General features: G+C 56.4%; 28 protein-coding genes. 16 read left to right on the top strand and 12 right to left on the bottom strand.

Annotation, left to right across the window (positions count from 1 at the left end):
* Positions 1-96 precede the first annotated feature (96 nt).
* The 3 genes from C8N31_RS02385 to C8N31_RS02395 form a co-directional block, all read right to left on the bottom strand.
* Complete coding sequence (locus tag C8N31_RS02385) at positions 97-300, bottom strand: helix-turn-helix transcriptional regulator (RefSeq protein WP_037917950.1); 204 nt, start codon at positions 298-300, stop codon at positions 97-99.
* Between the two features lie 163 nt (positions 301-463).
* Positions 464-1,072: a hypothetical protein gene (locus tag C8N31_RS02390; protein WP_025047348.1), complete on the bottom strand. Its 609-nt coding sequence runs from the start codon at positions 1,070-1,072 to the stop codon at positions 464-466.
* The gene (locus tag C8N31_RS02395) at positions 1,069-2,379 is read right to left on the bottom strand and encodes a tyrosine-type recombinase/integrase (protein ID WP_081785646.1); all 1,311 of its coding nucleotides are present in this window, start codon (positions 2,377-2,379) and stop codon (positions 1,069-1,071) included. The genes C8N31_RS02390 and C8N31_RS02395 overlap by 4 nt, the downstream gene beginning before the upstream one ends.
* 313 nt (positions 2,380-2,692) lie before the next feature.
* Here C8N31_RS02395 and C8N31_RS02400 point away from each other — a divergent pair, with 313 nt between their 5' ends.
* The 16 genes from C8N31_RS02400 to C8N31_RS02475 all read left to right on the top strand — a co-directional run bounded on the left by C8N31_RS02400 (position 2,693) and on the right by C8N31_RS02475 (position 16,143).
* Complete coding sequence (locus C8N31_RS02400) at positions 2,693-3,469, top strand: IclR family transcriptional regulator (RefSeq protein WP_025047350.1); 777 nt, start codon at positions 2,693-2,695, stop codon at positions 3,467-3,469.
* 192 nt (positions 3,470-3,661) lie between these two features.
* Complete coding sequence (pcaF, locus tag C8N31_RS02405; protein WP_025047351.1) at positions 3,662-4,864, top strand: 3-oxoadipyl-CoA thiolase; 1,203 nt, start codon at positions 3,662-3,664, stop codon at positions 4,862-4,864.
* Between the two features lie 3 nt (positions 4,865-4,867).
* Positions 4,868-5,860, top strand: coding sequence for a 1,2-phenylacetyl-CoA epoxidase subunit PaaA (paaA, locus tag C8N31_RS02410; RefSeq protein WP_025047352.1), 993 nt, complete (start codon positions 4,868-4,870; stop codon positions 5,858-5,860).
* A gap of 4 nt (positions 5,861-5,864) precedes the next feature.
* Positions 5,865-6,209, top strand: a complete 345-nt coding sequence (gene paaB / locus C8N31_RS02415) for a 1,2-phenylacetyl-CoA epoxidase subunit PaaB (protein WP_025047353.1) — start codon at positions 5,865-5,867, stop codon at positions 6,207-6,209.
* Positions 6,210-6,238: 29 nt separating this feature from the next.
* Positions 6,239-6,961 carry a 1,2-phenylacetyl-CoA epoxidase subunit PaaC gene (paaC, locus tag C8N31_RS02420; protein WP_025047354.1) on the top strand — a complete coding sequence of 241 codons (723 nt, stop codon included), beginning with the start codon at positions 6,239-6,241 and terminating at the stop codon, positions 6,959-6,961.
* Positions 6,955-7,422, top strand: coding sequence for a 1,2-phenylacetyl-CoA epoxidase subunit PaaD (gene paaD / locus C8N31_RS02425; protein WP_025047355.1), 468 nt, complete (start codon positions 6,955-6,957; stop codon positions 7,420-7,422). Before paaC ends, paaD begins: the two co-directional genes overlap by 7 nt.
* A gap of 13 nt (positions 7,423-7,435) precedes the next feature.
* Entirely contained in the window at positions 7,436-8,500 is a 1,065-nt protein-coding gene (locus C8N31_RS02430) for a ferredoxin--NADP reductase (RefSeq protein ID WP_025047356.1), read from the top strand.
* Between the two features lie 9 nt (positions 8,501-8,509).
* Entirely contained in the window at positions 8,510-10,534 is a 2,025-nt protein-coding gene (gene paaZ, locus C8N31_RS02435; RefSeq protein ID WP_037917818.1) for a phenylacetic acid degradation bifunctional protein PaaZ, read from the top strand.
* Positions 10,524-11,315, top strand: coding sequence for a PaaX family transcriptional regulator C-terminal domain-containing protein (locus tag C8N31_RS02440; RefSeq protein WP_025047358.1), 792 nt, complete (start codon positions 10,524-10,526; stop codon positions 11,313-11,315). The genes paaZ and C8N31_RS02440 overlap by 11 nt, the downstream gene beginning before the upstream one ends.
* 55 nt (positions 11,316-11,370) lie before the next feature.
* Entirely contained in the window at positions 11,371-11,985 is a 615-nt protein-coding gene (locus C8N31_RS02445; protein ID WP_025047359.1) for a ribonuclease D, read from the top strand.
* Entirely contained in the window at positions 11,982-12,944 is a 963-nt protein-coding gene (locus C8N31_RS02450; RefSeq protein WP_025047360.1) for a KpsF/GutQ family sugar-phosphate isomerase, read from the top strand. The genes C8N31_RS02445 and C8N31_RS02450 overlap by 4 nt, the downstream gene beginning before the upstream one ends.
* A 5-nt stretch (positions 12,945-12,949) precedes the next feature.
* Positions 12,950-13,555 (top strand): LPS export ABC transporter periplasmic protein LptC, encoded by a 606-nt coding sequence (lptC, locus tag C8N31_RS02455; RefSeq protein WP_025047361.1) that lies wholly within the window; start codon positions 12,950-12,952, stop codon positions 13,553-13,555.
* 17 nt (positions 13,556-13,572) lie between these two features.
* On the top strand, positions 13,573-14,058 hold the full coding sequence (gene lptA / locus C8N31_RS02460) for a lipopolysaccharide transport periplasmic protein LptA (RefSeq protein ID WP_037917821.1): 486 nt from the start codon (positions 13,573-13,575) through the stop codon (positions 14,056-14,058).
* On the top strand, positions 14,058-14,816 hold the full coding sequence (gene lptB / locus C8N31_RS02465) for an LPS export ABC transporter ATP-binding protein (protein WP_025047363.1): 759 nt from the start codon (positions 14,058-14,060) through the stop codon (positions 14,814-14,816). The genes lptA and lptB overlap by 1 nt, the downstream gene beginning before the upstream one ends.
* 253 nt (positions 14,817-15,069) lie before the next feature.
* Positions 15,070-15,636 carry a ribosome hibernation-promoting factor, HPF/YfiA family gene (hpf, locus tag C8N31_RS02470; RefSeq protein ID WP_025047364.1) on the top strand — a complete coding sequence of 189 codons (567 nt, stop codon included), beginning with the start codon at positions 15,070-15,072 and terminating at the stop codon, positions 15,634-15,636.
* A 42-nt stretch (positions 15,637-15,678) separates the two neighbouring features.
* Positions 15,679-16,143 (top strand): PTS sugar transporter subunit IIA, encoded by a 465-nt coding sequence (locus C8N31_RS02475; RefSeq protein WP_025047365.1) that lies wholly within the window; start codon positions 15,679-15,681, stop codon positions 16,141-16,143.
* Positions 16,144-16,150: 7 nt separating this feature from the next.
* Here the strand turns inward: C8N31_RS02475 and C8N31_RS02480 are convergent, their stop codons facing one another.
* From C8N31_RS02480 to cysQ, 9 genes are all read right to left on the bottom strand, one after another.
* On the bottom strand, positions 16,151-17,584 hold the full coding sequence (locus C8N31_RS02480; protein WP_025047366.1) for a sulfotransferase family 2 domain-containing protein: 1,434 nt from the start codon (positions 17,582-17,584) through the stop codon (positions 16,151-16,153).
* 3 nt (positions 17,585-17,587) lie between these two features.
* Positions 17,588-19,285 (bottom strand): DUF5927 domain-containing protein, encoded by a 1,698-nt coding sequence (locus tag C8N31_RS02485; protein ID WP_025047367.1) that lies wholly within the window; start codon positions 19,283-19,285, stop codon positions 17,588-17,590.
* Positions 19,282-20,292, bottom strand: a complete 1,011-nt coding sequence (locus C8N31_RS02490) for a glycosyltransferase family 2 protein (RefSeq protein ID WP_025047368.1) — start codon at positions 20,290-20,292, stop codon at positions 19,282-19,284. The genes C8N31_RS02485 and C8N31_RS02490 overlap by 4 nt, the downstream gene beginning before the upstream one ends.
* A 45-nt stretch (positions 20,293-20,337) precedes the next feature.
* A complete protein-coding gene (locus tag C8N31_RS02495; protein WP_025047369.1) occupies positions 20,338-21,576 on the bottom strand; it encodes a glycosyltransferase in 1,239 nt (412 codons plus the stop codon).
* The gene (gene galE, locus C8N31_RS02500) at positions 21,536-22,519 is read right to left on the bottom strand and encodes a UDP-glucose 4-epimerase GalE (protein WP_025047370.1); all 984 of its coding nucleotides are present in this window, start codon (positions 22,517-22,519) and stop codon (positions 21,536-21,538) included. The genes C8N31_RS02495 and galE overlap by 41 nt, the downstream gene beginning before the upstream one ends.
* Positions 22,520-22,545: 26 nt before the next feature.
* Positions 22,546-23,439, bottom strand: a complete 894-nt coding sequence (gene galU, locus C8N31_RS02505; protein WP_025047371.1) for a UTP--glucose-1-phosphate uridylyltransferase GalU — start codon at positions 23,437-23,439, stop codon at positions 22,546-22,548.
* A 118-nt stretch (positions 23,440-23,557) separates the two neighbouring features.
* A complete protein-coding gene (locus tag C8N31_RS02510) occupies positions 23,558-24,796 on the bottom strand; it encodes a glycosyltransferase family 2 protein (RefSeq protein ID WP_025047372.1) in 1,239 nt (412 codons plus the stop codon).
* On the bottom strand, positions 24,793-25,593 hold the full coding sequence (locus tag C8N31_RS02515; RefSeq protein WP_025047373.1) for a 3-deoxy-manno-octulosonate cytidylyltransferase: 801 nt from the start codon (positions 25,591-25,593) through the stop codon (positions 24,793-24,795). The genes C8N31_RS02510 and C8N31_RS02515 overlap by 4 nt, the downstream gene beginning before the upstream one ends.
* Entirely contained in the window at positions 25,593-26,390 is a 798-nt protein-coding gene (gene cysQ / locus C8N31_RS02520) for a 3'(2'),5'-bisphosphate nucleotidase CysQ (protein ID WP_025047374.1), read from the bottom strand. Before cysQ ends, C8N31_RS02515 begins: the two co-directional genes overlap by 1 nt.
* Positions 26,391-26,432 lie beyond the last annotated feature (42 nt).

Here is a 26,432-nt window from a genome sequence, read left to right on the forward strand (position 1 = left end):
TGAAAGGCGCTGGCATTTGCGATAACTCTTGGAATGTTCGAAGTCCGCCGAAAAGAAATACCGCCACTGCCTGCACCTTGCGGGTGGTGGTTTTCTTTAGAAGGCTTGAAGTTCTGCCATTGCAGCATCAACTGCGTTGGAACTCCAATACAGTTTGCCGCCCAGCTTCATTGGTTTTGGCAGGCGGTCGTGCTCAACGTCCAAATAGATACTTGAGCGCGCGCGGCCTGCCAGCTTTTCGCGAAGCTGGTTCAGCGTGATGAATTTGTCTGCGTTGGGGGATGTTGGCTTGTTGGACATTTTCGCCATCCTTCTGCTTGAGTTAAGTCATGCAAATGAAATTGTCCGTAAGCGGTTGATATTGATAGATACCCAGAAACTCAGAAACCGCTACTTGAGGTTCTTGGGCGATTAGTGAGGTGTTTCTGGGTGACCGGCCTGTAAATCTAAGCGCGTCTTTAACCTAGTTACCCTTGGAAGGGTCGGACTTTAGTGCCCCTTGCAAGGTTGAGAGGCCAACTTGCTCCCGATTTGCCCAATCCAACGCCTCGTTGACGCGCCCAAGGACCTGCTTCCATGTTGGTGGCTTGCCGGACTGCGCGTCCTGAGCTTCAGTGTGATCGTCAGGAAAAAGTGTCCAATAGACCAGCGCTGCATCACGAGAGATATTAGGGCGCCCCCCTTTGCTGCGCTCCGAATTGTCCTCCGACCGCGAATTTGACTCCTTTTGAATCTGACCCTCATCTGGCCCAATCAAGAGGCTGGTGCCTCCTCTATATTTTCCATTTGCTAACCACATGGCTGCTTCCTCAGAGGCAAAGGTTGTGGCCGGTAATTGCTGCAATCCCTCATGGCTTGCGAGCCACGCAGTCAGCTTCCCTTGGAATAATTCGGACTGGAGCTTGTTCAACGTTTCCATGGCACCTTGCCGCTGCGCAGAACGCAATCGGCATCTTTCGTCGTATTTCCCCAGAGATAGCCAACTCCATTCCTCTGCGCTCAAGTGCTCATTGTGCATATCGTTGAGCGCATCTGGACAACTCCGATAGCCCGGAAGAGTGAGGCCGTTCATTGCGCAAGCAGCCGGGCGATACTTCCCGTCTGACCTGACAGGTGATCGGCCCAACGCTGCATCAGCGCCCGCCGTTTCTCCAACACATCCGTCGTGCGGTAGGCCCGCTGGACTGATCCTCCAACGACATGCGCTAGCGATGTTTCAGCAACCATCTCAGTTGCGCCAGCAACCTCTTCCGCCCAATTGCGGAAGGTCGCCCTAAACCCATGCGGTCGCGCAGTGAGGCCGTTCCGCCTCATATAGGCGCTCATGGTGGCATCGGAAATGACCCCTTTGCGCACACTTGGGAAAAGGTATCCATCCCGGCTCAGCTTTTTTGCGGCTTCAATCGTTGCCATCGCTTCGGTGGATAGCGGGACGCGGAAGTCCGGCGTTTTGCCTCGCTTGCCTTTCATCAGTTCACCCGGAATGGTCCAAACGTCCTGTTCGAATTGCTCCAAGCTTGCGAACCGCACTGGAGCGGACCTCAACCCCGTGAGGATTAACAGACGCAATGCCAAATGCGTCACGCCACCATCATTCAAGCTAGCGTAAAACTCGGGAACGTTTTGCCAATCCATTGATGGAATGTTGGTCGGTTTGTGGCGTGACTTGCCCAACAGTGCTCTTGCCTTCTCTGTCGCCTGCAAATCAACGTCCAAATCCAACGCGGCTGCGTGCTTCAAAACAATGCCGAGACGGTTAACTGCCTTTCGGGCGGTGTCCGCCTTTGTATGCCAAATAGGGGCAATAGTGTTGCGGATTTCTATTTGGGTTATTTCCGATACAGGGATATGGCCCAGTTTAGGAAGAATGTGGTTTTCTAAAGGAGACATCCAACGACCTGCTTTGCCGTCACCTTTTAGTTCCGCTTTCCTGGCCTCAAATGCATCAGCAGTGACATCTCGAAGAGTATGCAGGTTGCGTTCAGCTTCGCGTCGAAAACGGTCTCTCTCCCTTATCGGGTTCAATCCGGTTGCGGCAATGGTCCGCCACTTCGCAGCCTCTTGGCGAGCTGTTTTGAGAGAAACGCCACCACTGGTCCGGTAAGGACCCAGCCCCATCTCTTTTCTTGACCCATGCACCGTGACACGCAACACCCACTTTGCGCCGCCTTCTTTGCCCTTATACAACCAAAGACCATCGCCATCAGCGTGCTTTCCGGGGGCAAGAGTTGAAATCTCATTAGGATGAAGTCTATTCGATATCCTGGCCAAACGGTCCCCCTTACAGTCCCCCTCAATATGTTGAGAACAGTAATAGACACTATCGGACAACACAAGACAGTTAGATCCAGCAGATAAAGGCTTTTCACGAAGTATCATAGATCATGGAAGTCTGCTTCGGACAACCTCAAACCGCTACATACAGGAATTACATTCCTCTCCTGGGCACCAAATTTTCAGAAAATTCTTTGGAAAATTGGAACCTTTAGCTACTGCTAAAGGCCCTGAACGATGTCGCCGGACCATTGACACTTGTGTGACTTGGTTGCGGGTGATCCGATCTACTTCTCGGTCATTTGGCCTGTTGCGCTATTCCTCGATGTATCTGATTTCGCTCAACGTGGTCTGGATTGTGGTTGCTCTGACACCGGACCTTGCCCTATGGCTCGTCCCAGACAGGTAAAGGAAACCGATGCCCAACAACCCGTCAGAGAGTGCCAAAGGACAGATCCCGACCAATTTGCGTCTGCTGAAGATTCTTGAGCAAATTGCAAAGGAGGGTGCGCCGGTCTCGCCGCGCGCATTGAGCGCTGCACTGGACCTGCCCAAGCCCACAATTCACCGGCTTTTGGCGACGGCCGAAGAGGAAGGGTTTCTGCAACGCGATCTGGACGGTCGGTCCTTTGGGCCCGGCGCCCGGCTGCGCGTGCTGTCTGCCAATACATTGTCATCTCAACGGGTGCGCACCGAACGTCTAATCGTGCTCAAGAAACTGGCCGAGGATGTGGGCGAAACCTGCAACCTCGCTGCGCCGGGGCGCTATGGCATGGTCTATCTGGACCGCGTCGAAACCCATTGGCCCCTGCGCATCCAGCTGCCTGTTGGCACGCGGGTTCCGTTTCATTGCACGGCCAGTGGAAAGATGTACCTGTCGTCCATGCGGCAGGACAAACTGCGGCGGTTGTTGCAATCCATGCCGCTGGAACAAAAGACCCCGAGTTCTATCGTGGATCCGGATGATCTGTTGGTGGATATCGCCAAAATCCGCGAGCGAGGCTACTCCACCGACAATCAGGAGTTTATGGAAGGCATGGCCGCGATTGCCGCACCGATCTGCGACACGCAGGGCCGGTTGCTGACGACACTGTCTATTCACGCGCCGATCCAACGCCACGATCTGGACGATCTTATCGGCTTTATCGAGATATTGCGCGCAGGTGCGCACCGGCTAGAAGAGCTTTTGGCCTGATCATACAGATCTGTCGTTAAGCTATTATAAAATAACATTTAAATAGAGATACGCCCTGCTGGCTGTTTACAGGTTTGGCGATGCTTCGTATCAAAAGCGTTACCGATAGATAGCCGTTTTGCAAACTTAGTAACATTTTTCTTGTTTGGTGGAATCGGATCACCTAGGCTTGTCCGTCAAAGGGAGTGATTCATGCAGGCATTTATCTGTGACGCGCAGCGTACACCTATCGGTCGGTTCGGCGGGGCTTTGGCCTCTGTCAGGGCGGATGATCTGGCGGCTGTACCGATCGCGGCATTGATGGCCCGTAATCCACAGGTGGATTGGGCCAAAGTTGACGACGTTATCTATGGCTGCGCCAATCAGGCGGGCGAAGATAACCGGAACGTGGCGCGTATGGCGTCCTTGTTGGCGGGGCTGCCGGTGGATGTGCCCGGCGCCACAATCAACAGGCTCTGTGCCTCTGGCATGGACGCTGTCGGAACGGCCGCCCGTGCCATTCGCGCAGGTGATATGGATCTGGCCATCGCGGGTGGAGTGGAAAGCATGACACGGGCACCTTTCGTGATGCCCAAAGCCGAGACCGCCTTTTCCCGCGGGAATGCGGTCTATGACACCACTATCGGCTGGCGCTTTGTTAATCCAAAGATGAAAGCGCAGTTTGGCGTCGATTCCATGCCGCAGACCGCCGACAACGTCGCCGAAGACCACGACGTAAGCCGCGCCGATCAAGACGCCTTTGCCCAGCGCAGTCAGGAACGTTGGGCCGCTGCAGATGCAGCGGGCGTTTTTGCTGACGAGATCACCCCCGTTACCATCCCGCAGCGTAAGGGCGACGCCATTGTCGTGGAGCGCGATGAACACCCGCGCCCCGGTACAACTGCCGAAAAGCTGGGAAAACTACGCGGCATCAATGGGCCGGATCTGACCGTGACCGCTGGCAATGCCTCCGGCGTGAATGACGGTGCGGCTGCGATGCTCATTGCCTCTGAACAGGCGGCCAAAGAACACAACCTGGCACCGATCGCGCGTGTCGTTGCGATGTCTGCCGCCGGGGTCGAACCTCGCGTGATGGGCATCGGCCCAATCCCCGCCTGCCAAAAGGTGTTGAACCGCGCTGGGCTGACCATCGACCAAATGGACGTGATTGAACTGAACGAAGCATTCGCCAGCCAAGGCATTGCAACCCTGCGGGCCTTGGGCGTGCCGGATGATGCCGCCCATGTGAATGCCAATGGCGGTGCCATCGCTATCGGTCACCCCTTGGGCATGTCCGGTGCGCGGTTGGTGATGACCGCCGCTCTACAATTGAAACGAACTCAGGGCCGTTATGCGCTTTGCACTATGTGCGTGGGCGTTGGCCAAGGCGTTGCCCTAATTCTTGAAAGGACCTGAACGATGTATGCACAGATGATCAAGTCGACCGGCGAGGGGGTTAAATCCCTCGAAGACATGGACCCGGATGAGCGCGCCTTTCAGGAGCGGATCAATGCGGGTGGCAAGATTGAGCCAAAGGATTGGATGCCGGATGGCTATCGCAAGACCCTAATCCGCCAAATAGGCCAACATGCGCATTCCGAAATTGTCGGCCAATTGCCCGAAGGCAACTGGATCACCCGCGCACCAACGCTGGAACGCAAGGCGATCCTGCTGGCCAAAGTGCAGGATGAAGCAGGCCATGGGCTTTATCTTTATTGTGCCGCTGAAACGCTCGGTGTCAGCCGCGATCAGCTGACCCGCGACTTGCTATCGGGCAAGATGAAATACTCCTCCATATTCAATTATCCGACCCTAACCTGGGCCGATATGGGTGCGGTCGGCTGGCTGGTCGATGGCGCGGCGATCATGAATCAGGTGCCTCTACAACGGACATCTTATGGCCCCTACGCCCGCGCGATGGTCCGGATCTGCAAAGAGGAATCTTTCCACCAGCGTCAGGGCTACGACATCATGATGAAGATGGCCCAAGGCACCGAAGCACAGCGCAAGATGGCGCAGGATGCGCTCAACCGGTTCTGGTATCCATCGCTGATGATGTTCGGGCCCTCCGACGCTGAATCCGTGCATTCCGCGCAATCCATGGCCTGGAAGATCAAGGTGAATACCAACGATGAGCTGCGCCAAAAGTTCGTCGATCAGACTGTACCTCAGGCCCATTACCTTGGCCTGACAGTTCCTGACGACGATTTGAAGTTCAACGAAGAGACCGGCCATTGGGACTTTAGCCAACCCGATTGGAATGAATTCTTTGATGTTCTCAAGGGCAATGGCCCTTGCAACGTCGAACGTCTGGAGGCCCGCAACAAAGCCTGGGATGACGGGCGTTGGGTGCGCGAAGGGCTGTTGGCCCATGCCGCCAAGAAAAAAGCAACACATCTCGCAGCGGAGTAAGATCATGAGCAGCCCAGAAACCAGCCCCTACAAAGGCACCGAAGCCGCAGATCACGGTCCCGCGCGTCACAACGAATGGCCCTTGTGGGAAATCTTCATTCGCGGCCAGCACGGGTTGAGCCATCGCCATGTTGGCAGCCTGCATGCGCCCGACGCCGAGATGGCGATCAAGAACGCCCGCGATGTCTACACACGCCGCAATGAGGGCGTCAGCATTTGGGCCGTCGAGGCAGACAACATCGCCGCGTCCTCCCCCGAGGAAAAAGGATCGCTTTATGAGCCATCCAACGCCAAGGTGTACCGCCACCCGACGTTCTTTGACATTCCAGAAGAAGTAGGTGCGATGTGACCGACCCGTTGTTCGAATATCTCTGCCGGATGGGGGACAATACCCTCGTTCTCAGCCATCGCGTATCAGAATGGTGCGGCGTCGCGCCGGTTCTCGAAGAGGACATTGCGCTGGCCAATACTGCGCTTGATCTTATCGGCCAAACCCAGCTTTGGCTGGGTCTCGCTGGCGAAATCGAAGGCAAAGGCCGTGATGCCGATACACTGGCGTTCCGCCGCGATGTTTGGGATTTCCGCAATGTCCTTCTGGCCGAACAGCCCAATGGCGATTTTGGTCAAACCATGATGCGACAGTACCTGTTTGACGCCTGGCACCTGCTGCAACTCAAGGCCTTGAAGGGGTCCAGCAATGCGCAGATCTCAGCCATCGCCGAGAAAGCCGTGAAAGAGGTCACCTATCATGTTGAACGGTCCGGCGACACGGTGATCGGCCTCGGTGACGGCACGGAAGAAAGCCATCAGCGCATGCAAAAAGCGCTTGATCGTCTTTGGCCCTATGTGGGCGAACTGTTTGTTTCTGACGCGGTGGATCAGGCCTTGTCCGCAAAGGGGATTGCCCCTGAACCAACAAGCCTGCGCGAAGAATATGACACTGCGGTAAACGCCGTACTGGCTGAGGCAACGCTGACCCGCCCAGACAGTGACTTTGCCCATCAAGGTGGCAAGACCGGTGTGCGGCATACAGAACATCTGGGTCACATGCTGACCGAAATGCAGTGGCTTCAACGGGCCTATCCAGACGCGACATGGTAGAAGAGAAGCCCACATTAGAGACTGTTTGGGGCTGGCTTGATGCCGTTCCCGATCCAGAGATCCCGGTCATCTCCCTGACCGATCTGGGCATCATCCGTGATGTGCAGTGGCAAGGCGATACGCTTGAAGTAACGGTCACGCCGACCTATTCGGGCTGCCCGGCGACCAGCATCATTAATCTGGATATCGAAACCGCGCTGCGGGCCAAAGGGATCGAAAAACTGTCTCTAAAAAGGCAATTGTCGCCTGCATGGACAACCGATTGGCTGTCCGAAAGCGGCAAGGCAAAGCTGGAAGACTACGGCATTGCCCCACCCCGGCCTGCCGGTGGACCGCAGCATTGCCCGCGATGCAAATCCGCCAAAGTCGAACGCATCAGCCAGTTCGGCTCCACCCCATGTAAGGCACAATGGCGCTGTCAAAGCTGCCTTGAGCCTTTCGATTATTTCAAATGCATATGAGGCCTAGCGTATCATGAGCCAGTTTCACCCCTTAACAGTGACTGATATTCACCACACGATCCGCGATGCGGTGGTTCTGACACTGGAGCCAGAAAACCCCGATGCCTTTGATTTTACCCAAGGGCAGTACCTGACGTTCAAGCAGGATTTCAACGGCACAGAGCTGCGCCGCAACTATTCCATTTGTGCCGGACTGGACGATGGAAAATTGCAAGTTGGCATCAAACGGGTCGATGGCGGCGCCTTTTCGACCTTTGCGAATACGGAACTCAAGGTCGGCGACCGCCTGCATGCCATGCCGCCACAGGGCAAGTTTTTCACTGCAATAGAGCCTGATATCGGCAAAAATTACCTCGGTTTTGCTGGCGGCTCCGGGATCACGCCGGTGCTGTCGATCCTCAAGACCGTCCTGATGCGCGAGCCACAATCCACCTTCACGCTGGTCTATGCCAATCGCGCCGTGAACACGATCATGTTCCGCGAGGAACTTGAGGATCTCAAAAACCATTTCATGGGCCGATTGACCGTGATCCACATGCTGGAGTCCGGTCAGGACATTGACCTTTTCACTGGCCGTGTCGATCAAGACAAATGCGCCCAACTGTTCAAACATTGGATCGACATCAAATCCATCGATACCGCGTTCATCTGCGGCCCTGAGCCGATGATGCTGGCGATCTCGGATGCGCTTAAAACCCACGGGTTAGAGCCTGATCAGATCAAATTTGAACTCTTCAGCGAAAGCCAGCAAGGGCAGCTTGCCAAGAAAGAAATGGCCAAGCGCAGCGAAGGTCAGACTGGCACCGAAGTGACCTTTATCATGGAGGGTGCCCAGCGCAGCTTTACCATGCAAAAGGGCCAATCCGTGCTGGAGGCCGCACTGGAAAACAATCTGGATGCGCCGTTTGCCTGCAAGGCCGGGGTCTGTTCCACTTGTATCTGCAAAGTCGTGGAAGGGGATGTTGAAATGCTCTCCAACCACGCGCTTGAGGATTATGAGGTGGAACGCGGCATGGCCTTGTCCTGCCAGTCCTATCCGCTCACGGATAAACTCGTCATCGATTACGACACACACTAAGGAATAAACATGCGCAACGTCGAAAGCTTTGCCGCCGGTCAATGGGTATCCCCCGGCGCCGGCGCCCGAAATATTGCATCCGCCATCACCGGCGATGTCATCGCGCAAGCGGGCAACGACGCCTTGGATGTGCAGGCCATGCTTGGCTACGCCCATGACGTTGGCGGCCCTGCCCTTCGGAAAATGACGTTCCATGACCGTGCCCGCATGCTCAAGGCCGTGGCGCTGTATCTGCGTGAGCAACGTCAGGCGCTGTATGATCTGAGCTATGAAACCGGCGCGACGCTGAGCGATCACAAGATTGACGTGGATGGCGGCATCGGCACGATGTTGGTGTTTGCCTCAAAAGGGCGGCGCGAGATGCCGGATGCGCAGGTCTATCTGGACGGTCCGCCAGAACAATTGGGCCGTGAGGGTCAATTCTGGGGTCGTCATATCTGCACACCGCTGCAAGGCGTTGCCGTGCATATCAACGCCTTCAACTTTCCCGTTTGGGGCATGTTGGAAAAGCTGGCTCCAACCCTGCTGGCGGGTGTTCCTGCGATCGTAAAGCCGGCCACCGCGACCTGCTATGTGACGGAAGCCTGCGTGCGCATGATGCTGGCCTCTGGCCTTTTGCCGGAAGGGGCGCTGCAATTGGTCAGTGGCGGTCTGGGCGACATGCTGGACCATCTTGATTGTCAGGATGCCGTGGCTTTCACTGGCTCGGCACAAACCGCGCTCAAACTGCGCACCAATCCTGTGTTGATGGAGCGTTCGGTGCGCTTTGCCTCTGAGCAAGACAGCCTGAACGCATCTGTTCTTGGCCCCGATGCAGTGCCCGGCACGCCGGAATTTGATCTCTTTGTCAAAGAGGTCCAGCGTGAAATGACCGCAAAGGCCGGTCAAAAATGTACAGCCATCCGGCGGATCATGGTCCATGAGGCGCAAATTGATGCAGTGATTTCGGCGCTGTCCGAACGCCTTGCCAAAACCGCGATCGGCGATCCCCGGCTTGAGACCACGCGCATGGGCGCATTGGTGTCGGCGGGTCAAAAACGCGATGTGCTTGAGAAAGCCGCGCTGATTGGCGCTGAGGCGGAACGTGTCTTTGGCGATCCTGACAACTTTGAAGTCGTGGGTGCCGACAAGGAAAAAGGAGCCTTTGTGCCGCCGATGTTGTTCCATTGCGCTGCGCCTGATGAGGCCGAGCGCGTGCATGACACCGAGGCCTTTGGTCCTGTTTCAACAATCATGCCCTACCGCGATCTGAAAAACGCCATCGACCTGCTGAACAAGGGCAAAGGTTCGCTCGTGGCCTCTGTGATCACCAATGATGGCGATGTCGCCCGCGAGATGGTTCTGGGCGCGGCGGCGTTCCACGGGCGGCTTTATTTCAACAACCGCACCTCGATGGCCGAGGCCACAGGCCACGGATCACCCCTGCCGCATATGGTGCATGGTGGACCTGGACGTGCCGGCGGCGGTGAGGAATTGGGCGGCATTCGAGGCGTGATGCATTACATGCAACGTACTGCCGTGCAGGGCAGCCCCGACATCTTGACCGCGATTGGCAAACAATGGGTGCCGGGCACAACCGAGATCACCGATCGCGCACATCCGTTTACCCGAACCTTCAACGATCTGGATCTGGGCGAGACCTTCTATTCCGCCAGCCGCGTGGTGACGTTGGAAGACATCGAAACCTTTGCCCATTTCACCGGCGACACATTCTATGCCCACATGGATGATGCCGCCGCCAAGGCCAATCCGTTCTTCCCCGGCCGTGTTGCCCACGGCTATCTGCTGCTGAGCTTTGCCGCCGGCCTGTTTGTGCAACCTGACCCCGGCCCGGTTCTGGCCAACACAGGTTTGGACAATCTGCGGTTCATGGCCCCGGTTGAAGCGGGGGATAGCATTAAGGTACGGTTGAGCGTAAAGCATAAGACCCCCCGCAATGAGGAATACGGCGAAGTGCGCTGGCATGTGACCTTGACCAATCAAAACGACGAGGCAGTGGCAGAATACGAGCTGTTGACGATGAATGCCTACTGATCCGTTTTCGGAGAATACAGCCGCGCTGCGTGCCTTGGGCGGGCAGCGCGTTTGGTCTTTGATGATCAGCCTTTTTGGCGATCTGGCCCAAGGCGCCGGTGATCGGATCGATGGGCCGGTCTTGTCGGCCATCATGGCGCGGCAGCATATAAAACCAGAAGCCGTGCGTGTTGCCTTGCACCGATTGCGCAAGGATGGCTGGGTCACTTCCGAAAAATCGGGGCGCATTCGCCAGCACAGCCTCACCGACAAAGGCCGCCGCGAAAGCGCAATTGCCAGTCCGCGCATTTACGCCCACCCCGGATCAGAGACCCAGGATTGGCAATTGATCCTGCTTCCGCCCAGCGACGCGGACACCAGCGCCGATATGATTGCACGCGGATTTGCCGCGATCACCACTCGTACTTATATCGGTCCGCAATCCGCGCAGCCGCCAGCAGATGCTTTGGCACTGCCCGGTGACGATGTGCCGGGCTGGCTGCGCAATGAGGTAGCGGCGGATGACCTGCGCGAGGATTACATGCAATTGCTGCGCACATTGACCGACTTGAAGGCAAAGCTGGACCAGATGTCCGATTTGTCGCAGATCGAAGTGGCGGTCCTGCGCTGTTTGGTCGTGCACAATTGGCGGCGCCTTGTTTTGCGTCATGCGCCTCTGCCCCCTGCGCTATTGCCGGAAGACTGGCCCGGCCATGCCTGCCACCGGATGGTGGCATCGCTGCTGGATCGGTTCCCAAGACCTGACATCAGCCGCATCGCGCAGCAAGCCGCCGCCGCTTGAGCAGGCACAAATCCCGCGCTTTCGCCCGCCCTATAACCACGGTATAGGATGGGGCATGACAAATTATCTCTATCAAAATGACTTGCCGGATGACCTGAATCTGGGTTCGGTGGTCGCTATCGACTGTGAAACAATGGGCCTGAACCCACACCGCGACCGGTTGTGCGTTGTACAGCTGTCCGGCGGGGACGGAAACGCCCACCTGGTACAGGTCGCCAAAGGCCAGACAGAGGCGCCGAACCTTTGTGCCCTCTTGGAAAACCCCGATGTGCTCAAGCTGTTTCACTTTGGACGGTTTGATATCGCCGCCATGCTGAATGCCTTTGGCGCAACAACCGCTCCGGTCTATTGCACCAAGATCGCCAGCCGTCTGATCCGCACCTACACAGACCGGCATGGCTTGGCCAAGCTGCTGCAAGAATTGCTGCAAATCGACATCTCCAAGCAGCAACAATCCAGTGACTGGGGCAGCGAGGAGCTTACCCAAGCGCAGATCGATTATGCGGCCTCTGATGTGTTGTACCTGCACCGTTTGCGCGATGAGCTCGACAAACGTCTTGCCCGAGAGGGAAGGACAGAAATTGCGCAGGCTTGCTTTGACTTTCTGCCGATGCGTGCCCAACTGGATCTCGAAGGTTGGCCCGAAACGGATATTTTTGCACACGCATGACCACACCCTTTCTTGATACGGCCCGCCGGGTAATCCGCGCAGAGGCGGAAGCGCTGAACACGCTGGCAGACAGTCTTGATGATCGTTTCCGCGATGCCATCGACCTGATGAAAGCCACCAAAGGCCGTGTGATTATCACGGGCATTGGCAAATCAGGCCATATCGCCAACAAGATTGCCGCAACCCTCGCCAGCACAGGCACACCCGCGCAGTTCGTGCACCCCGCCGAAGCCAGCCATGGTGATCTGGGCATGATCACTGGCGAAGATGTGGTTTTGGCAATCTCCAACTCCGGCGAAGCGCCGGAACTGGGCAATCTGATCGCCTATTCGCGCCGCTTTGGTATCCCGCTGATCGGGTTGACCAGCCGCCCCGAAAGCAGCCTTGGCAGTCAAAGTGACGTTTTTCTGCTGCTGCCCCAGATAGCCGAGGCTTGCGGCACCGGCGTTGTGCCCACGTCATCCACCACAATGACCCTTGCGATGGGCGATGCACTGGCCGTGGCCCTGATGGAGCATCGGGATTTCACCGCCGAGCATTTCCGCGACTTCCATCCCGGCGGCAAGCTTGGCGCGCGCCTCAGCCGGGTGGCGGATCTGATGCACAGCGGCGCGGCGATTCCCCTTGTCGGCGAAAATGCCAAGATGTCGGATGCTCTGATCGAAATCAGCGGCAAAGGCTTTGGCGTGACTGGTGTGACAAGCGCAGACGGCAAGCTGTTGGGAATCATCACCAACGGCGATTTGAGCCGCCATATGGACGGCCTACTGAACCTGACCGCGCGTGATGTGATGACCGCCTCACCTGTGACAATTGATCCGAGCGCACTGGCGGAAAAAGCTGTGGGCGTGATGAACGACCGTAAAATCACTTGCCTGTTGGTGGTGGACCCGGCCACGCCCGACATTCCTGTTGGCTTGTTGCACATCCACGATTGCCTGCGCGTCGGGCTGGGATAAGCCCCATGCAGGCGGACCGCTATACTCGGCTGGTGTCCTGGCTCAAGGTTGTGTTTCCGCTGATGGCGCTGGCGCTCTTGTCGACATTGTTTCTGTTGTCGCGGGTGATCGACCCGGAGGCCGTGATTCCCTTTGCTGACAAGGAAATTCAGGACCGGTTGAAGGGGCAGCAAGTCACCGGCCCATTCTATACCGGCACCACGGCGGACGGTGACAAGATCGCCTTTGCCGCGCAATCACTGACCACATCCAAAACCGAGCGTGGCGTGAACCGTGCGCGAAATGTGGACGTCGAGATTGATCTCGCGGGTGGATCGCAAATTACTCTCGATGCGGCAGAGGGGTTTTTTAACCTCGCACAGGATAACGTTGATCTTGAGGGGGATGTTATTGTCACAACCTCCACGGGGTACCGGATTGAAAGTGATCTGCTTTCGGCGCGGATGACCGGCCTTAATCTCAAATCGCCCGGCCCTGTTGATGCGACCGGCCCGATTGGCACCTTGAATGCAGGTAGCATGACCCTCACCTCTGAGGCAGAGGGCGGGCCTGCCCAATTGGTTTTCACAAATGGCGTGAAGCTGGTATACACCCCAAAAGGCGATGAATAGTAATCGAAGTGTTTCTTATGCGAATTTTCCTGCTTTCCCTGTTTTTGGCGGTTCAAACACTGCCGGCTTTGGCTCAGGGCACCAATGTTGCCTTTGGCACAATCCGTCAGGACACCGGCCAACCCGTTGAGGTGACGGCTGACAATCTGTCTGTGGATCAGGAAACCGGCACTGCCATTTTCACCGGCAATGTTTTGATCGGGCAGGGTGAAATGCGGCTGTCCGCACCGCGTGTTCTGGTTGTCTATCGCGCCGAAAACAAAGGTATCGCCCGACTTGAGGCAACGGGCGGTGTCACGTTGGTCTCTGGCCCCGATGCCGCCGAAGCGGAGCGTGCCGATTACAACATTGACGATGGCACCATCGTGATGACCGGTAGTGTGCTGTTGGATCAGGGGCCAAACGCCCTGAGTGCGGACCGGATGAACATCCGTCTTGACGATGGCACCGCGCAAATGTCCGGCCGGGTGAAAACCATCATCCAGCAGGGCGGCGACGACTGATGAGCGGGCCTGAACTGACAGTGGCGGATGGCAATCGTGGTTTGCGGATCGAACATCTGCGCAAATCCTACCGTAAAAAGATCGTGATCCGCGACTTCTCCATGCATCTGGATCGGGGCGAGGTTGTTGCGCTTCTGGGGCCAAACGGGTCCGGCAAAACCACCACGTTTTATTCTGTCGCGGGCCTCGTTACGCCCGAGGGCGGCAGCGTTACAGTAGATGGACGCGACGTCACAACTTTGCCGATGTACCGCCGCGCTCAGCTCGGTATCGGGTATCTGCCACAGGAAATGAGCATCTTTCGTGGGCTGTCCGTGCAAGACAACATCTCTGCGATTCTCGATATTTCACAACCGCACAAGCACCAGCGCCGCGAACGCCTTGAAGAATTGCTGTCGGAATTTTCCATCGAACACCTGCGCCGCGCGCCCGCCCTAGCGCTTTCAGGTGGTGAACGGCGCCGGGTAGAGATTGCCCGCTGTTTGGCGGCTGACCCTAAGTATCTGCTGCTGGACGAACCGTTTGCCGGGGTCGATCCGATCTCTGTCGGGGACATTCGGCATCTGGTTGCCGATCTCAAAAATCGCGGTATCGGCGTGCTGGTGACAGATCATAACGTACGGGAAACATTGGAGATTGTGGACCGTGCCTATATCTTGCACGAGGGCCGCGTTTTGATGTCAGGCACTCCCGACGAAGTGGTCCAGAACGAAAATGTGCGCCGCGTCTATCTGGGCGATAATTTCCGCATTTCCTAAAAACTTCTTAAGACGTTAAGAGTATTTCCGCCAAAATCAGGGCGGCTTTTGATTGACTTCCCGCGCAGGTATTTGCGATGATCAACCCATGGCAACACTGCGTTCCTGTTTGACTTTGCATCGGCCTTATCGCCAAGGCACGAACAAGATCAAGCTGTGCGCAAGGCCGGTTTCCCGCATCTAGGCACCCTCAACAGACCACGCCCGTGGTCCGTTTTGTGATGCCCGATGACATACATAATAAGGAGAGAGTATGCGGTACCAAATCAGCGGCAAACAGATCGATATCGGCGACGCGCTTCAAACCCACGTCAAAGAAGAACTGGGTGAAGCGGTCAAGAAATATGCAGAGCGTCCAACAGATGCACAGATTATTTTCTCAAAGTCCGGTCACGAATTTGTCTGCGAAGCAACGGTCCACCTGTCGACGGGCCTCACCGCATCTGCCAGGGCGTCACACAACGAGATTTACGGGGCGTTCGACGCCTGTAACGCAAAAATGGAGAAACAGCTCAGGCGATACAAGCGGCGTCTGAAGGATCACCACAAAGACCGGGTAGAGCCTGTTGAACTTTATGGCGCTTCCTCCTATATCCTCGCCTCGGAAAGCGACTCAGACGCGCAGGAACCTGAAACACTCCAACCCATGATCGTAGCCGAAATGCAGACCAAGATCGCAAACTTGTCTGTCGGTGAAGCGGTGATGCAAATGGAACTGGCAGGAGCCCCGGTGTTGGTGTTTCGCAAAGAAGGTGAAGACAGAATCAACGTGGTCTACCGCCGCGACGACGGAAACATCGGCTGGATTGATCCTTCATAAGGATCGGCAAGAAACGTCCCGCCACCAGAGCAGAGCGTATTGATGCAGTTTGTAACACTATTGAAACCCGAGGCAGTCAAAGTGCTGACCTCGGCCTCAAGTAAAAAACGGCTGATGCAAGACATCGGCGATTTGGTCGGCGGTGCCTATGGCATGAACGCGGGCCGTGTTGTCGAGGCATTGATTGCACGCGAATCTCTTGGACCAACAGGTGTGGGGCACGGTGTTGCCCTGCCCCATGCCCGTCTTGATGGATTGAACGAGGTGGTTGGCGCTTTTGTTCTGTTGGACAAACCGATCGACTTTTCCTCTGTTGATCGTCAACCGGTTGATATCGCCTTTGCCCTGTTCGCGCCCGAAGATGCCGGTGTTGAACACCTCAAGGCGCTGGCGCTGGTTTCCCGCACATTGCGCGACAACTCCGTGTGCAGCAAACTGCGGGCAAACCCCGATGCGGCAACGCTTTATACAATCCTGACCGAAGAAAATTCTGTTCAGGCGGCGTGATCGCTGATCACCTCTCCGCCCAGCGCGAAAATCCAAACATGACATAGTCGCGGTGATAGGCATCCGCCGCCAGTGCCTCGATCTCGTCGTCATAAATATCGGCGAGCGTATATGGCTGGTCTGCTTGGCCCGTCGACAGCGCAGGAACATGATCAACCCCCGCCGCACGGGCCAGTTCCGCCAATTCCTGCCCAAGGGTTTCCTCGCGGATGATCCGGTCGGGCGGGCAGAGTTCTGCAAATCCGGCCAGGGCCTGTGACTGCGTACACCATGACGGATCAACACGGATCGCGGTTTGCCCTGCCAGATTGGCCTTGAGAAAGCTCAGGAACGCCGCAAAAGCCGTACGATGCGCGGATCGATCATAGCTGGCATTCGGCCCATCCTCGGGCAAAGGCAGATTGTAACGTTTGATCATCGTCGTCCGCAGCTGTTTGTAGCTGCCCGGACCGGTGCCAAGAATATGCCGGCAAAACGCATCATGGGCACGGGCCGCCGGATGGCGCAGCACCGTAAAACTGCGATGGCCCGGATGCCCGCGTTTCCACTGGCGCAGCTCTTTTTGATTCATCTTGGTGGGCAGATCAGCCTCCGCGACACCATCAACCGCCGCCAACCAACGCATCACCTGATCCTGCGGCCCACTGCGCAGCGGCATATAGAGCAAAGATGCCTCCGCCGCCGCGACATAGGACGGCACATTCGGCCCGCGGCGCGGCTCAAAATTTGGGGTTCGGGTCAGGTCAAACCGGTCCATCCCGGCAAGGCTGACCAGCATATCCTCGTAATTGCGCACCTTGGCCGAGATCGGGCTTGGGTTTTGCTTTTTCAGGCTGGTGTCCAGCCCCTCAAGCGTTTCTTCCACCCCCAGAAACTGCGCGATGCCATTCATCACTTCAACGTTTTGCAGGTCTTCATAGGCCACGTAAAACGCGGTTTGCCCCGACACCTGCAACCGGTTCAGCAAGGTGATCTGAAACTGCTGTAGCGCATCAAGATGGCGCTCAAACTCACCTGCATCAAACACCGCCTGCCCGGATTTGCGCGCTTTGACATCGGTCAGCTTCCATTGACCCGTTGCCTGTGCGATCTTCCAACTCACGTAGCTTTCGACCGGGTTGCGGGTCAGGATGATCTTGGCGCAGCCTTTATCCGCAATGATCTGATCAAACACCCGTGGATCGTGATCATGGAAATACCGGAATCCGCCGATACCTGATGGGTCATTCTCGATGGCCTTTACCAAGACCCTCGGATCGGCATCACGGGTCGCCAGATCAACGCCTAAAATGGGGTCATTGGACGGATACCCCAGAAAATGCGGATTAAATGCCTCCCCATGGCAGCGGATGCTGTCAAAGGCATTCAGGTTGGTTTCGAGGAAATTCGACCCCGTGCGCATCTCTGCAAAAACAACAAAACTGTGGAACTGCTGCGACATAGGTTACCGTACCAGATAGGGTTTGCGAGGGGTTTTGGCTGGCTCAGATACATTCCGTTCCACCGGAAAATCCCCCATCAAATAGGGGTGCATGCCTTGGTTCTTGAGGTTCTGTAGAAACTGACCAAAGCCTGCCAGATCGACCATCTTGGGCGCTTCGGCAAGTCGTCGCAGGTTGGTGCGACCGATCTCATCCAAAATACCCTGAAGTGGCTCCATCGGCGCTTCGATAAATTCTGCCATGGTCCAGATCCGCACACGCGCCTTGGTGTAGGGGGATCGCAGAATATCCATGTGATCGCTTTCGATCTTTTGCAGACCCGCGGCAATGCGGCGGATCTCGGCAAAATCGAGGTTAGAGCGGAACAGCGGCACTGCCCACGCACCCGTGATCACTGACACTTGCGCGTTAGGATCTCTGGCGATCCGCCAATTGACCTCTTGATTGTCCGCAGGGCCAAATTGAAAACACTGACGTTCGCCGCGTGTGTTCCATATCAGGTTGGTCAGGAACGCCTTGCTGTTGTAATCGCGCAAGGTGGCGCTGTCGGACAATGCGCCGTTCAGGGCCGTCTGCCCATCGGCGTAATGCACCCGGTCCTTGGCGAATAAATGACCATGCACGCGGGCGTTGGTCGCCTTGCCCAGCCATTGCTCAAAGTCCTCAAACAGCTCTGAAAAGCCTTGGAACATTGAATAGGGCGCGGCGGTCACGCCATTTTCCCAATCCTCGTTCGGGAACCGGCTTTGCATATAGAGCCCTGACCGGCCTCTTGTCCGCCGCTCCACTGCCTTTGAGAAAATCCGGTCGATCTTGCCGGGGTTCGGCTCCGTTCGTTTCATCGCGCCGGCAACATCGGTCAGAAACGCATCATAAAGCCGGTCGGCGTGAGGCCAGATTTTGCGGGCCACAAAGCAATCAGACCGGCGCAGCAATTGCAGGTGATCTTCATAGAAGATATGCGGTTTGCCCTGAAAATCGAACTTCGACAGGGTCAGTGACCGGCTTTCGATCCGGGTGGCGTATTGGCGGGCGAGGGTTTGAAAATAGGATTCGTCAGGGATCCAGACGTGACGGAAAAACTTGTCATAGGTAGGTCGCTCAGGATCTTGCAAGATGGCCGACAGGGTGCGCCGCGACAGGCACCACCATTGCGAGCCCATGTGCGGCACAATGCCATTGGGCATATCGCGATGCAGTTTCAGTCGCCGCTGAATATCCACGATCTTGTCAAAGAGATAACGGTTCCGCTTCCATGAGACGGGAAAGCGCAGCGTAAACCGCTCCGCGTCAAGTCCGCCAACTGTCCATGGCACATCTGCGGTTGTCGCGCTTTCGATAAAATCGGTGTGCGGACGATCATCGAGATAATCAATCAGCTCTTCCACCGGGCGCAGCGGCAAACAAGATCCCGAAGCCAGATACACATGCCGCACCTCGGGATGTCGCGCCAACATCTGTTCCGAGGCGCTTTGCGATGCGGCGACAATGCCCCAAGTCCCCCATTCACAGCGGTAGCGGTCACAAAAACTGATATCGCGCAACGTGCCCAGGGAATCGACAAACCCTTCGTAGGTCTTTCGCGGAACGCTTTTGTCGACATGGATCACCACCGGACACCCGGCAGCAGCCCAATGCCGCGCCACCTGTTCTGCGCGACCAAGAGCCGTATGCACCAGCATGACAATCCCGACGGTCATGCCCAGTTCCCCTTGGACATCAGGCCAAGGATCTCTAGCTGCCGCCAGTTGATGTACCGCTCTGACCATTTGCACCAAAGCTGCGGATTTTCCCTCAGCTCTTGCGCATAGGCGATGTATTCCACCGATCCGGCATAATGCTGTCCGCGTACCAATTCCTCTTCGGCCTTCGCACCGAAGGTATCGATAAACTTCGTGTGCAGCAGCGCGCCAGAGGCTTTTTCACCGCCCCATTCATCGTAAACCTGGTTAAGACCCCGCGGCAGCAACATATGGGTCGAACTGACATAGGCGTACCGTTTGTCCCATTTGACCAATGGCACCTTATTCAACGCCGGCGCTTTGTCCGGGGTGTCCTTAAAGAACATCCGTGCCCTTGGACCGCCTTGAATCCACAGGTTGGTGAACAGCGGATTACGCGACATCGTATAATTGCCACTGTCAAACCACGAGGCGATCTCAATCGGGTTCTGACCGGCATAATAGGGCTGCTCGTCAATCCGCCCCTTGGGATACATATCCAGCAGCATCGCCGAGAATGATTTGATTGAGGATGCATCCAGCCAATCGGTCAACGCCCGCAGCGGGCGCGTATCGCAAAACGGGTAGACCAGAAATTCGTCAGGATCGACCGTCAGTGCCCAATGGCCATGCGCATACTTCATCAGCAGGTAATTCAGCCAATCCATGCCAAACCGCGCGCGCTTGTATCCGGCGCGGGTGCTCCAGACCGATACATCGGGTTGTTCGGCAAGGTATTCGGCAGATCCATCCGTGCTGTCATTGTCCACGAAGAAAAAGTGGCCAACGCCCATCTCGCGGTAATAGTCGAGAAAATAGGGCAGGCGCACGCCCTCGTTCCGCTGTGTACAGAACAACAACAGGTCATCCGGCCGGATCTGGCTGGTCCGGTCCGCGACGCGCTTTAGCTCTCCGCGCTTGCGGATCGCACGAATGCGCCACCGCTTGCGTTGCAGACGCAGCCGATATGACTGGAATACACCCAAAAACCGCCCTCTACCTTCGGGAATAACAGCTCTTTTAACGCGGTATCAGTTTAACCTTAACACGGTCTTGAAATGATCATCCCATGTCGGCCCCGGTATGCCATCCCGGATTTTTGCGTTTGGCTGTATTTTTTCCCACTTCTTAATATTTGTTACCCATAAATCGGGCTCGGAAACAGGTGTGAAATGGGCCCAATCCCTTAAAATCTCATGTAGAACCGGTAAATCGTTGCATAAAACACGCGTTCCAAGCTGAGCCGCCTCCAAGGGTGGCAAACCAAAGCCCTCCGCGTGGCTCGGGAAAAGCATGCCAGACGCGCCCTGAACCAGCGCAGAAAGGGCAGCGTCGGATAGGTCAGGCAGCTCTCTCACCACGCCGAAGGGTCGCATTTGGTCAAGCCGCTTGAACACCGCGTCATTGTTCCAGCCTCGGCTCCCACAGATTAGCAGAGGCGGAGCCCCTGCGCCCATTTGCTCCCAAAGGTCGAGCAGAAATGCGTGGTTCTTTCGCGGTTCAATAGTACCCACGCAGACAAAATACGGACAATCTGGTTTCGCATTGGGCGGCAGCGCGGATGGGTCAGGCGTTGCGGGTTCAACCCCCAAATGCGCCACAATGCTTGCCGGGAACTCGCCCCATGCCAGCATCTGTTCTTCGCATCGTTTTTGCGTGTCTTGTGAGTTGTAGATCAACCGATCCGCATAGCCGCGCAAAAGCTGCATCTTGATCCGAAACGGAACAACCGTTCCCGGCCGCTGATAGGCAGGGTATTCGAGCGGGATCACATCATGCACCATCGCGTGAATCTCACCCCCGCTGCGTTTGATCCCGCGCAGCACACGTTCGGTGATATTGCTGTGGCCGATGTTGAAATAGGTGTAGTCGCGCGGCAGCTTTCGGGCCAGCATTGCCCGCAAGCGGTGCCGCGTCGAACGGTCCGCAGCGGCGCGGCGCAGATCGCTTTCCGCTTGCCTCGCGGCTCTGCTCCTGCCCGGCCAGATAGAGGACCAAATATCAGCGCGTCCCCAGGGGATAATTCCATGAAATTTATCAGAAATTTCTGCCAGCCCCGTCCGATCCAGCAGCAGATATCCAAAGGGCGATCGGACCAGCCCAAAGACCGGCACATCCTCTTGCAGAAACCGTTTGAGATAGGCCAATTCGACCCGGTCAATGCCCGTAGCAACCCGCCCGGCCCGCCGCATACTGCGCGTCAGATCAAGCAGGCGGGCCTGCGCCATATCAGACGTCGTAATGGCCTGTTTGGTGCCATCTCCATGCATCTGAGATCATATGTTTGAGGGTCGATCTTTGCGGTTTCCACCCCAGTTCAACCTCGGCCCGGTGCGAGCCCGACACCAGCTTTGTGCAATCCCCCAGCCGTCGCGGCCCCTCGACAATCGGGACGGTTTGGTTGGTCACTTCACGGCTATGATCAATCACTTCTCGCACAGAAAACCCTTTGCCGGTGCCAAGGTTGAACACCCGGCTGTCTTTGTGATCGGCCAACCATTTCAGCCCCAGCACATGCGCATCCACCAGATCGCAGACATGCACATAGTCGCGAATGCAGGTGCCATCGGGCGTATCATAATCGCTGCCAAATACCGTGAGCGCATCGCGTTTTCCCGCGATTGCATCCAACATCAGCGGCACCAGATGGGTCTCGGGTTGATGAAACTCGCCCACCTCTCCGTCCGGATCGGCGCCCGCGACATTAAAATAACGGAAAATCACATGCCGCAGCCCATGCGCTACCTCGTAGTCGCGCAACATATCTTCAATCGCGCGTTTGGAGGCGCCATAGGCATTGATCGGGTTTTGCGGGCTGTTCTCATCCAGCACAACGTTGTCCTGATCACCGTAGGTCGCGCAGGTTGAGGAAAAAACAATCTGTTTGCAGCCCGCTTGCACCGCCGCATCAAGCAGGTTCATCGATCCGGTGACATTGTTGTGCCAATAGCGGCCCGGCTGTTGCATGCTTTCGCCCACCTGGCTCAGCGCAGCGAAATGCATCACGGCAACGGGTTCATGTTTCGCAAAAACCGCATCCAGCGCGGCCCGGTCCAGCAGATCACCTTGTTCAAACGGGCCGAATTTGACAGCGTCTTGCCAGCCCGTGATGAGATTGTCGAAGGTAACAGGGGTAAAGCCAGCCGCCCGGAGCGCCTTACAGGCATGTGATCCGATGTAGCCCGCGCCACCGGTCACCAGAACCTTATTCATGCCTTTAGCCCCCCGGCTGATATTACTTACTGCGCAGCCCTGTCGATTTGCATCACACTTTGCAGGTAACTACGCAGATCGTCACGCAATTCTTCGCGGGCCAGACCAAATGCCACAGTTGCTTGCAAGAAACCGGATTTCGACCCGCAGTCAAACCGTTGACCCCGGAACCGGTAACCATAAACATTGCGGTCCAGTTCAATATCTTTGGCAATCGCGTCGGTCAGCTGGATCTCACCGCCTGAACCGGATTTGATCTGATTGAGGTTCTGCAAAACGGTCGGAGACAGGATGTACCGCCCGATCACCGCCAGATTGGATGGCGCGTCTTCGGCCTTGGGCTTTTCGACCATGCCTTTCACTTTCACCATCTGGCCCATGTCATCAGACACATCCAAAACGCCATAAGACGACGTGCGTGAGGGTTCAACTTCCATTGCGGCAACCATGTTACCGCCAGTTTCCGCGTAAGCTTCGACCATCTGCTGCAAGCAGGGTTTGTCCGCCGCAATGACATCATCAGGCAGGATCACCGCAAAAGGTTCGTCGCCGATCAGACGCCGCGCACACCAGACCGCATGACCAAGGCCAAGCGCCTTGTGCTGACGGATATAGGCAATCGCGCCGCTTTCCATATTGGTGTTTTTGAGCGTCTCAAGCAGCTCAGTCTTGTTCTTTTTGCGCAGCTCCTGCTCAAGCTGGGGCGCGTGATCAAAGTAATCCTCAAGCGCACCTTTGCCGCGCGAGGTAACAAAGATGAATTCCTTGATGCCCGCCGCGCGGGCCTCGTCAATCGCGTATTGGATCAATGGCCGATCCACCAAGGTCATGATTTCCTTGGGAACGGATTTTGTAGCTGGCAAAAACCGGGTGCCCATGCCTGCAACCGGAAAGATCGCTTTTGTTACTTTCTTACGCATTGCGTTTCCTAATGCTCTGTTGCCGTAGCTTATGCCATCTTATTATTTATTCAAATTTGGGCCAAAGCTTGGCCAAACCGTGCCGGAATTGCATTTTCCGACCAATTTTCATCCTGTTTTAGCAGTCTTCGCGCAATCCGCGTTGTCTGGCAACTCGGCTCCGCTCTTTTTCAAGGCGACGTGATCTAGATGTCAGCCGAAACAACGGTGCGTTCCGGTCCGATCTTCCGAACAGCCCGCCTTTTTGAAGCCATACTCCATCCTTGGTAAACAAGACCTTATGAAACATAGCACTTGGCGACAGCGACATCACGGTGACAATGTCACCCTTTTTCACCATATCCACTGCATTCTGATAATCCTTGGCAAACCAAATGGGCCGGGACGGGATCACAATTGAGGGGCGCCCGCGCGCTGGAAACCGCTGAAACCCCGCTGCGGGATGGCGCGGCAGGGTAGCACCCCCAATTGCCCGCACAGATCCTTCTGCATAGCCCTCATTCAGCCGCCGCATCAAACGACCAACATCTTGCGGCTCAAGCGATCCGCGCACCATGTGACGCAACAGTCTCTTGCGCTCATCTGCTTTCAGACGTTTCCATTGATCCTCTTGGAGGGCAGAGGGCACATGTTTACGCTGGAAAACCGCCCAGCTCGCGCCGATATCAAACAGATCGCGCGGCACCCTATCGGCCCGGCGCAGCGCGTTTTCTGCAAAGCCATGATGCACCTCTGCCAAGGGCACCAGCGCCGTTGCATGGCCTGCCTGTGCCAGACGCATATTCAGATCGGTCTCATCCAAAAAGTAGTGGAAGGCCGGATCAAACCCGCCGAGATCAACCAAAACATCACGCCGAAACGCCATATTGGTGCCTTCGGTCTTGATCGCCTGACCTTGGGCTGGGTGCAAAATCGTCGCTTGCTCTGCATTCACGTCCAGATCATACGCATCGCCAAGCGGGCCGACCCCCCGCGCCTTCCATTGGAATGAAATTCCGTTGCGCCCACGCACAAAGCCGCCTGTCGCTGCTACCTCAGGATGATCAAACGGCGCCAACAGATGCAACAGCCATTGCGGCTCTGGCACGGCATCATCGTCAATGAACACAATGATCTCGCCCGCCGCGTGGGTCACCCCCAGATTACGCGCCGCCGAGATATTGGCCTCATCAAAAGGCACCTGCTTCACATCGTTTGCGAATGGGAGATCCTGCATCGCAGCGATCCCGGCGGCATCTGCAACCACGACAACCTCAAACGGATCATATTGAAGCTGAGACACCCCGATCAGACATCGCTTGAGTGCCTCTGCCCGGCCACGGCTGACAATAACAACACTGGCCGGAGGTTGCGTCATTCAAGACCCATCTGCGCCATCATCGCTTCGATTTTTGGCACATCTTCGGGGTTGTTCAGCTCCCAAAAGGCGCGGCCTTTGGCCTCAACCTCCACGCAAAGAACGGAGCGTCCGTTTTCCATAAACCGCAACTGCTCCAACCCCTCCAATTGCTCCAACGGGCCGGCTGTCCATGATGGATACGCTGCCAAGGCATCGGGGCGGTAGGCATAAACGCCCACATGGTGGAACACCGGCGTTGGCGCATCGTCGCCGTAAACTTCGGAGGTGAATGGCACGACCTCTTTGGAGAAATAAAGCGCCTGATGGTTCGCCGCAAATACCGCTGTTGTGCCGCCCACACGGTCGGCTTTTCGATCGGCCAGCAGGCTGTTCAATGCGGCACCGTCACAGCGCAAAACCGGCGTTGCGATCTCGGCCTGCGGGTTCGATTGCAGCCCTGTCACCAAATCCTCGACAAACCAATGCGGCGTCAGCGGGGCATCGCCTTGCAGGTTCACAACGATATCAAACCCACCGCCCAGCACCGTGTGCGCCTCGGCGCAACGCTCGGTTCCGTTCACACAATCAGAGGACGTCATCACAACCTCAGCGCCGAACCCTTCTGCGGCGTCTTTGATCCGGTCATCATCGGTTGCAACCACCACCCGATCGACACCGTGCACCTCGCTGGCTGCAAGCCAGGATCGTTCGATCAAACTGCGCGATGCGCCGCCTGCCCCTTTGAGCGCCACAAGCGGTTTGCCAGGATAGCGGGTGGAGGCATAGCGGGCGGGAATGACAATCAAAACAGACATCAGGCGGGTTTCAACTCCACATTGGCGGCATGGGCGATAAAGAACGGGTTGGCAAAATCTGCCTTTCCGTAGGTCAGCGGCGACAGATCATCATGGCGCACCACTACACCACCCGCACCGCTTAGCACCGCGTGACCTGCGGCGGTGTCCCATTCCATCGTGCGGCCAAGGCGCGGGTAAAGATCCGCCTCCCCGGTCGCCACCAAACAGAACTTCAGCGAGGATCCGGCGCTGGTCATATCCCGCACTTTATATTTGGCGATGTAATCGTCGGTTTGTTCATCCCGGTGCGATTTGGACGCCACAACCATCAACGCGGCATTGTCCGATTTGGCCACATGGATCGGCGACAGATCGCCAGGAGTATCCTTACCCAAGACACCAGTTTCCTCAACTGATTGACCATCCGCGCGGGTAAAGAACATCCGTCCTTTTGCCGGGGCATAAACCACGCCAAGGGTCGGCACGCCCTTTTCCACCAACGCGATGTTCACGGTGAAATCCCCGCGCCGATGAATGAATTCTTTGGTCCCATCAAGCGGATCAACAATTAAGAATGTATCAACATCCAATGAATGGGTGGCGGCCTGTTCCTCGGTGATTAGCGCGACATCTGGAAAGGCGGCCCGCAACCCCGCCGAAATGATCGCATCCGCCGCCTCATCCGCCGCAGTGACAGGGCTATCGTCGGATTTTGATTTTACCTCAAAATCATCACGACCATAGATTTCCATGATCTTGTCACCCGCCTCCAGTGACAGCCTGCGCATCACGGTGACCAGTTTCTCGTAATCCATCTGCTGCATTCCTCGGCTTTGATTGATTAGTTTGCTCACTCC

The organism is Sulfitobacter mediterraneus (assembly GCF_003054325.1).
GTDB lineage: Bacteria > Pseudomonadota > Alphaproteobacteria > Rhodobacterales > Rhodobacteraceae > Sulfitobacter > Sulfitobacter mediterraneus.

Coding starts and splice junctions, on each gene's coding strand:
- C8N31_RS02385 (WP_037917950.1), bottom strand. CDS start 300: ATGTCCAACAAGCCAACATCCCCCAACGCAGACAAATTCATCACGCTG.
- C8N31_RS02390 (WP_025047348.1), bottom strand. CDS start 1,072: ATGAACGGCCTCACTCTTCCGGGCTATCGGAGTTGTCCAGATGCGCTC.
- C8N31_RS02395 (WP_081785646.1), bottom strand. CDS start 2,379: ATGATACTTCGTGAAAAGCCTTTATCTGCTGGATCTAACTGTCTTGTG.
- C8N31_RS02400 (WP_025047350.1), top strand. CDS start 2,693: ATGCCCAACAACCCGTCAGAGAGTGCCAAAGGACAGATCCCGACCAAT.
- pcaF (WP_025047351.1), top strand. CDS start 3,662: ATGCAGGCATTTATCTGTGACGCGCAGCGTACACCTATCGGTCGGTTC.
- paaA (WP_025047352.1), top strand. CDS start 4,868: ATGTATGCACAGATGATCAAGTCGACCGGCGAGGGGGTTAAATCCCTC.
- paaB (WP_025047353.1), top strand. CDS start 5,865: ATGAGCAGCCCAGAAACCAGCCCCTACAAAGGCACCGAAGCCGCAGAT.
- paaC (WP_025047354.1), top strand. CDS start 6,239: ATGGGGGACAATACCCTCGTTCTCAGCCATCGCGTATCAGAATGGTGC.
- paaD (WP_025047355.1), top strand. CDS start 6,955: ATGGTAGAAGAGAAGCCCACATTAGAGACTGTTTGGGGCTGGCTTGAT.
- C8N31_RS02430 (WP_025047356.1), top strand. CDS start 7,436: ATGAGCCAGTTTCACCCCTTAACAGTGACTGATATTCACCACACGATC.
- paaZ (WP_037917818.1), top strand. CDS start 8,510: ATGCGCAACGTCGAAAGCTTTGCCGCCGGTCAATGGGTATCCCCCGGC.
- C8N31_RS02440 (WP_025047358.1), top strand. CDS start 10,524: ATGCCTACTGATCCGTTTTCGGAGAATACAGCCGCGCTGCGTGCCTTG.
- C8N31_RS02445 (WP_025047359.1), top strand. CDS start 11,371: ATGACAAATTATCTCTATCAAAATGACTTGCCGGATGACCTGAATCTG.
- C8N31_RS02450 (WP_025047360.1), top strand. CDS start 11,982: ATGACCACACCCTTTCTTGATACGGCCCGCCGGGTAATCCGCGCAGAG.
- lptC (WP_025047361.1), top strand. CDS start 12,950: ATGCAGGCGGACCGCTATACTCGGCTGGTGTCCTGGCTCAAGGTTGTG.
- lptA (WP_037917821.1), top strand. CDS start 13,573: ATGCGAATTTTCCTGCTTTCCCTGTTTTTGGCGGTTCAAACACTGCCG.
- lptB (WP_025047363.1), top strand. CDS start 14,058: ATGAGCGGGCCTGAACTGACAGTGGCGGATGGCAATCGTGGTTTGCGG.
- hpf (WP_025047364.1), top strand. CDS start 15,070: ATGCGGTACCAAATCAGCGGCAAACAGATCGATATCGGCGACGCGCTT.
- C8N31_RS02475 (WP_025047365.1), top strand. CDS start 15,679: ATGCAGTTTGTAACACTATTGAAACCCGAGGCAGTCAAAGTGCTGACC.
- C8N31_RS02480 (WP_025047366.1), bottom strand. CDS start 17,584: ATGTCGCAGCAGTTCCACAGTTTTGTTGTTTTTGCAGAGATGCGCACG.
- C8N31_RS02485 (WP_025047367.1), bottom strand. CDS start 19,285: ATGACCGTCGGGATTGTCATGCTGGTGCATACGGCTCTTGGTCGCGCA.
- C8N31_RS02495 (WP_025047369.1), bottom strand. CDS start 21,576: ATGCATGGAGATGGCACCAAACAGGCCATTACGACGTCTGATATGGCG.
- galE (WP_025047370.1), bottom strand. CDS start 22,519: ATGAATAAGGTTCTGGTGACCGGTGGCGCGGGCTACATCGGATCACAT.
- galU (WP_025047371.1), bottom strand. CDS start 23,439: ATGCGTAAGAAAGTAACAAAAGCGATCTTTCCGGTTGCAGGCATGGGC.
- C8N31_RS02510 (WP_025047372.1), bottom strand. CDS start 24,796: ATGACGCAACCTCCGGCCAGTGTTGTTATTGTCAGCCGTGGCCGGGCA.
- C8N31_RS02515 (WP_025047373.1), bottom strand. CDS start 25,593: ATGTCTGTTTTGATTGTCATTCCCGCCCGCTATGCCTCCACCCGCTAT.
- cysQ (WP_025047374.1), bottom strand. CDS start 26,390: ATGGATTACGAGAAACTGGTCACCGTGATGCGCAGGCTGTCACTGGAG.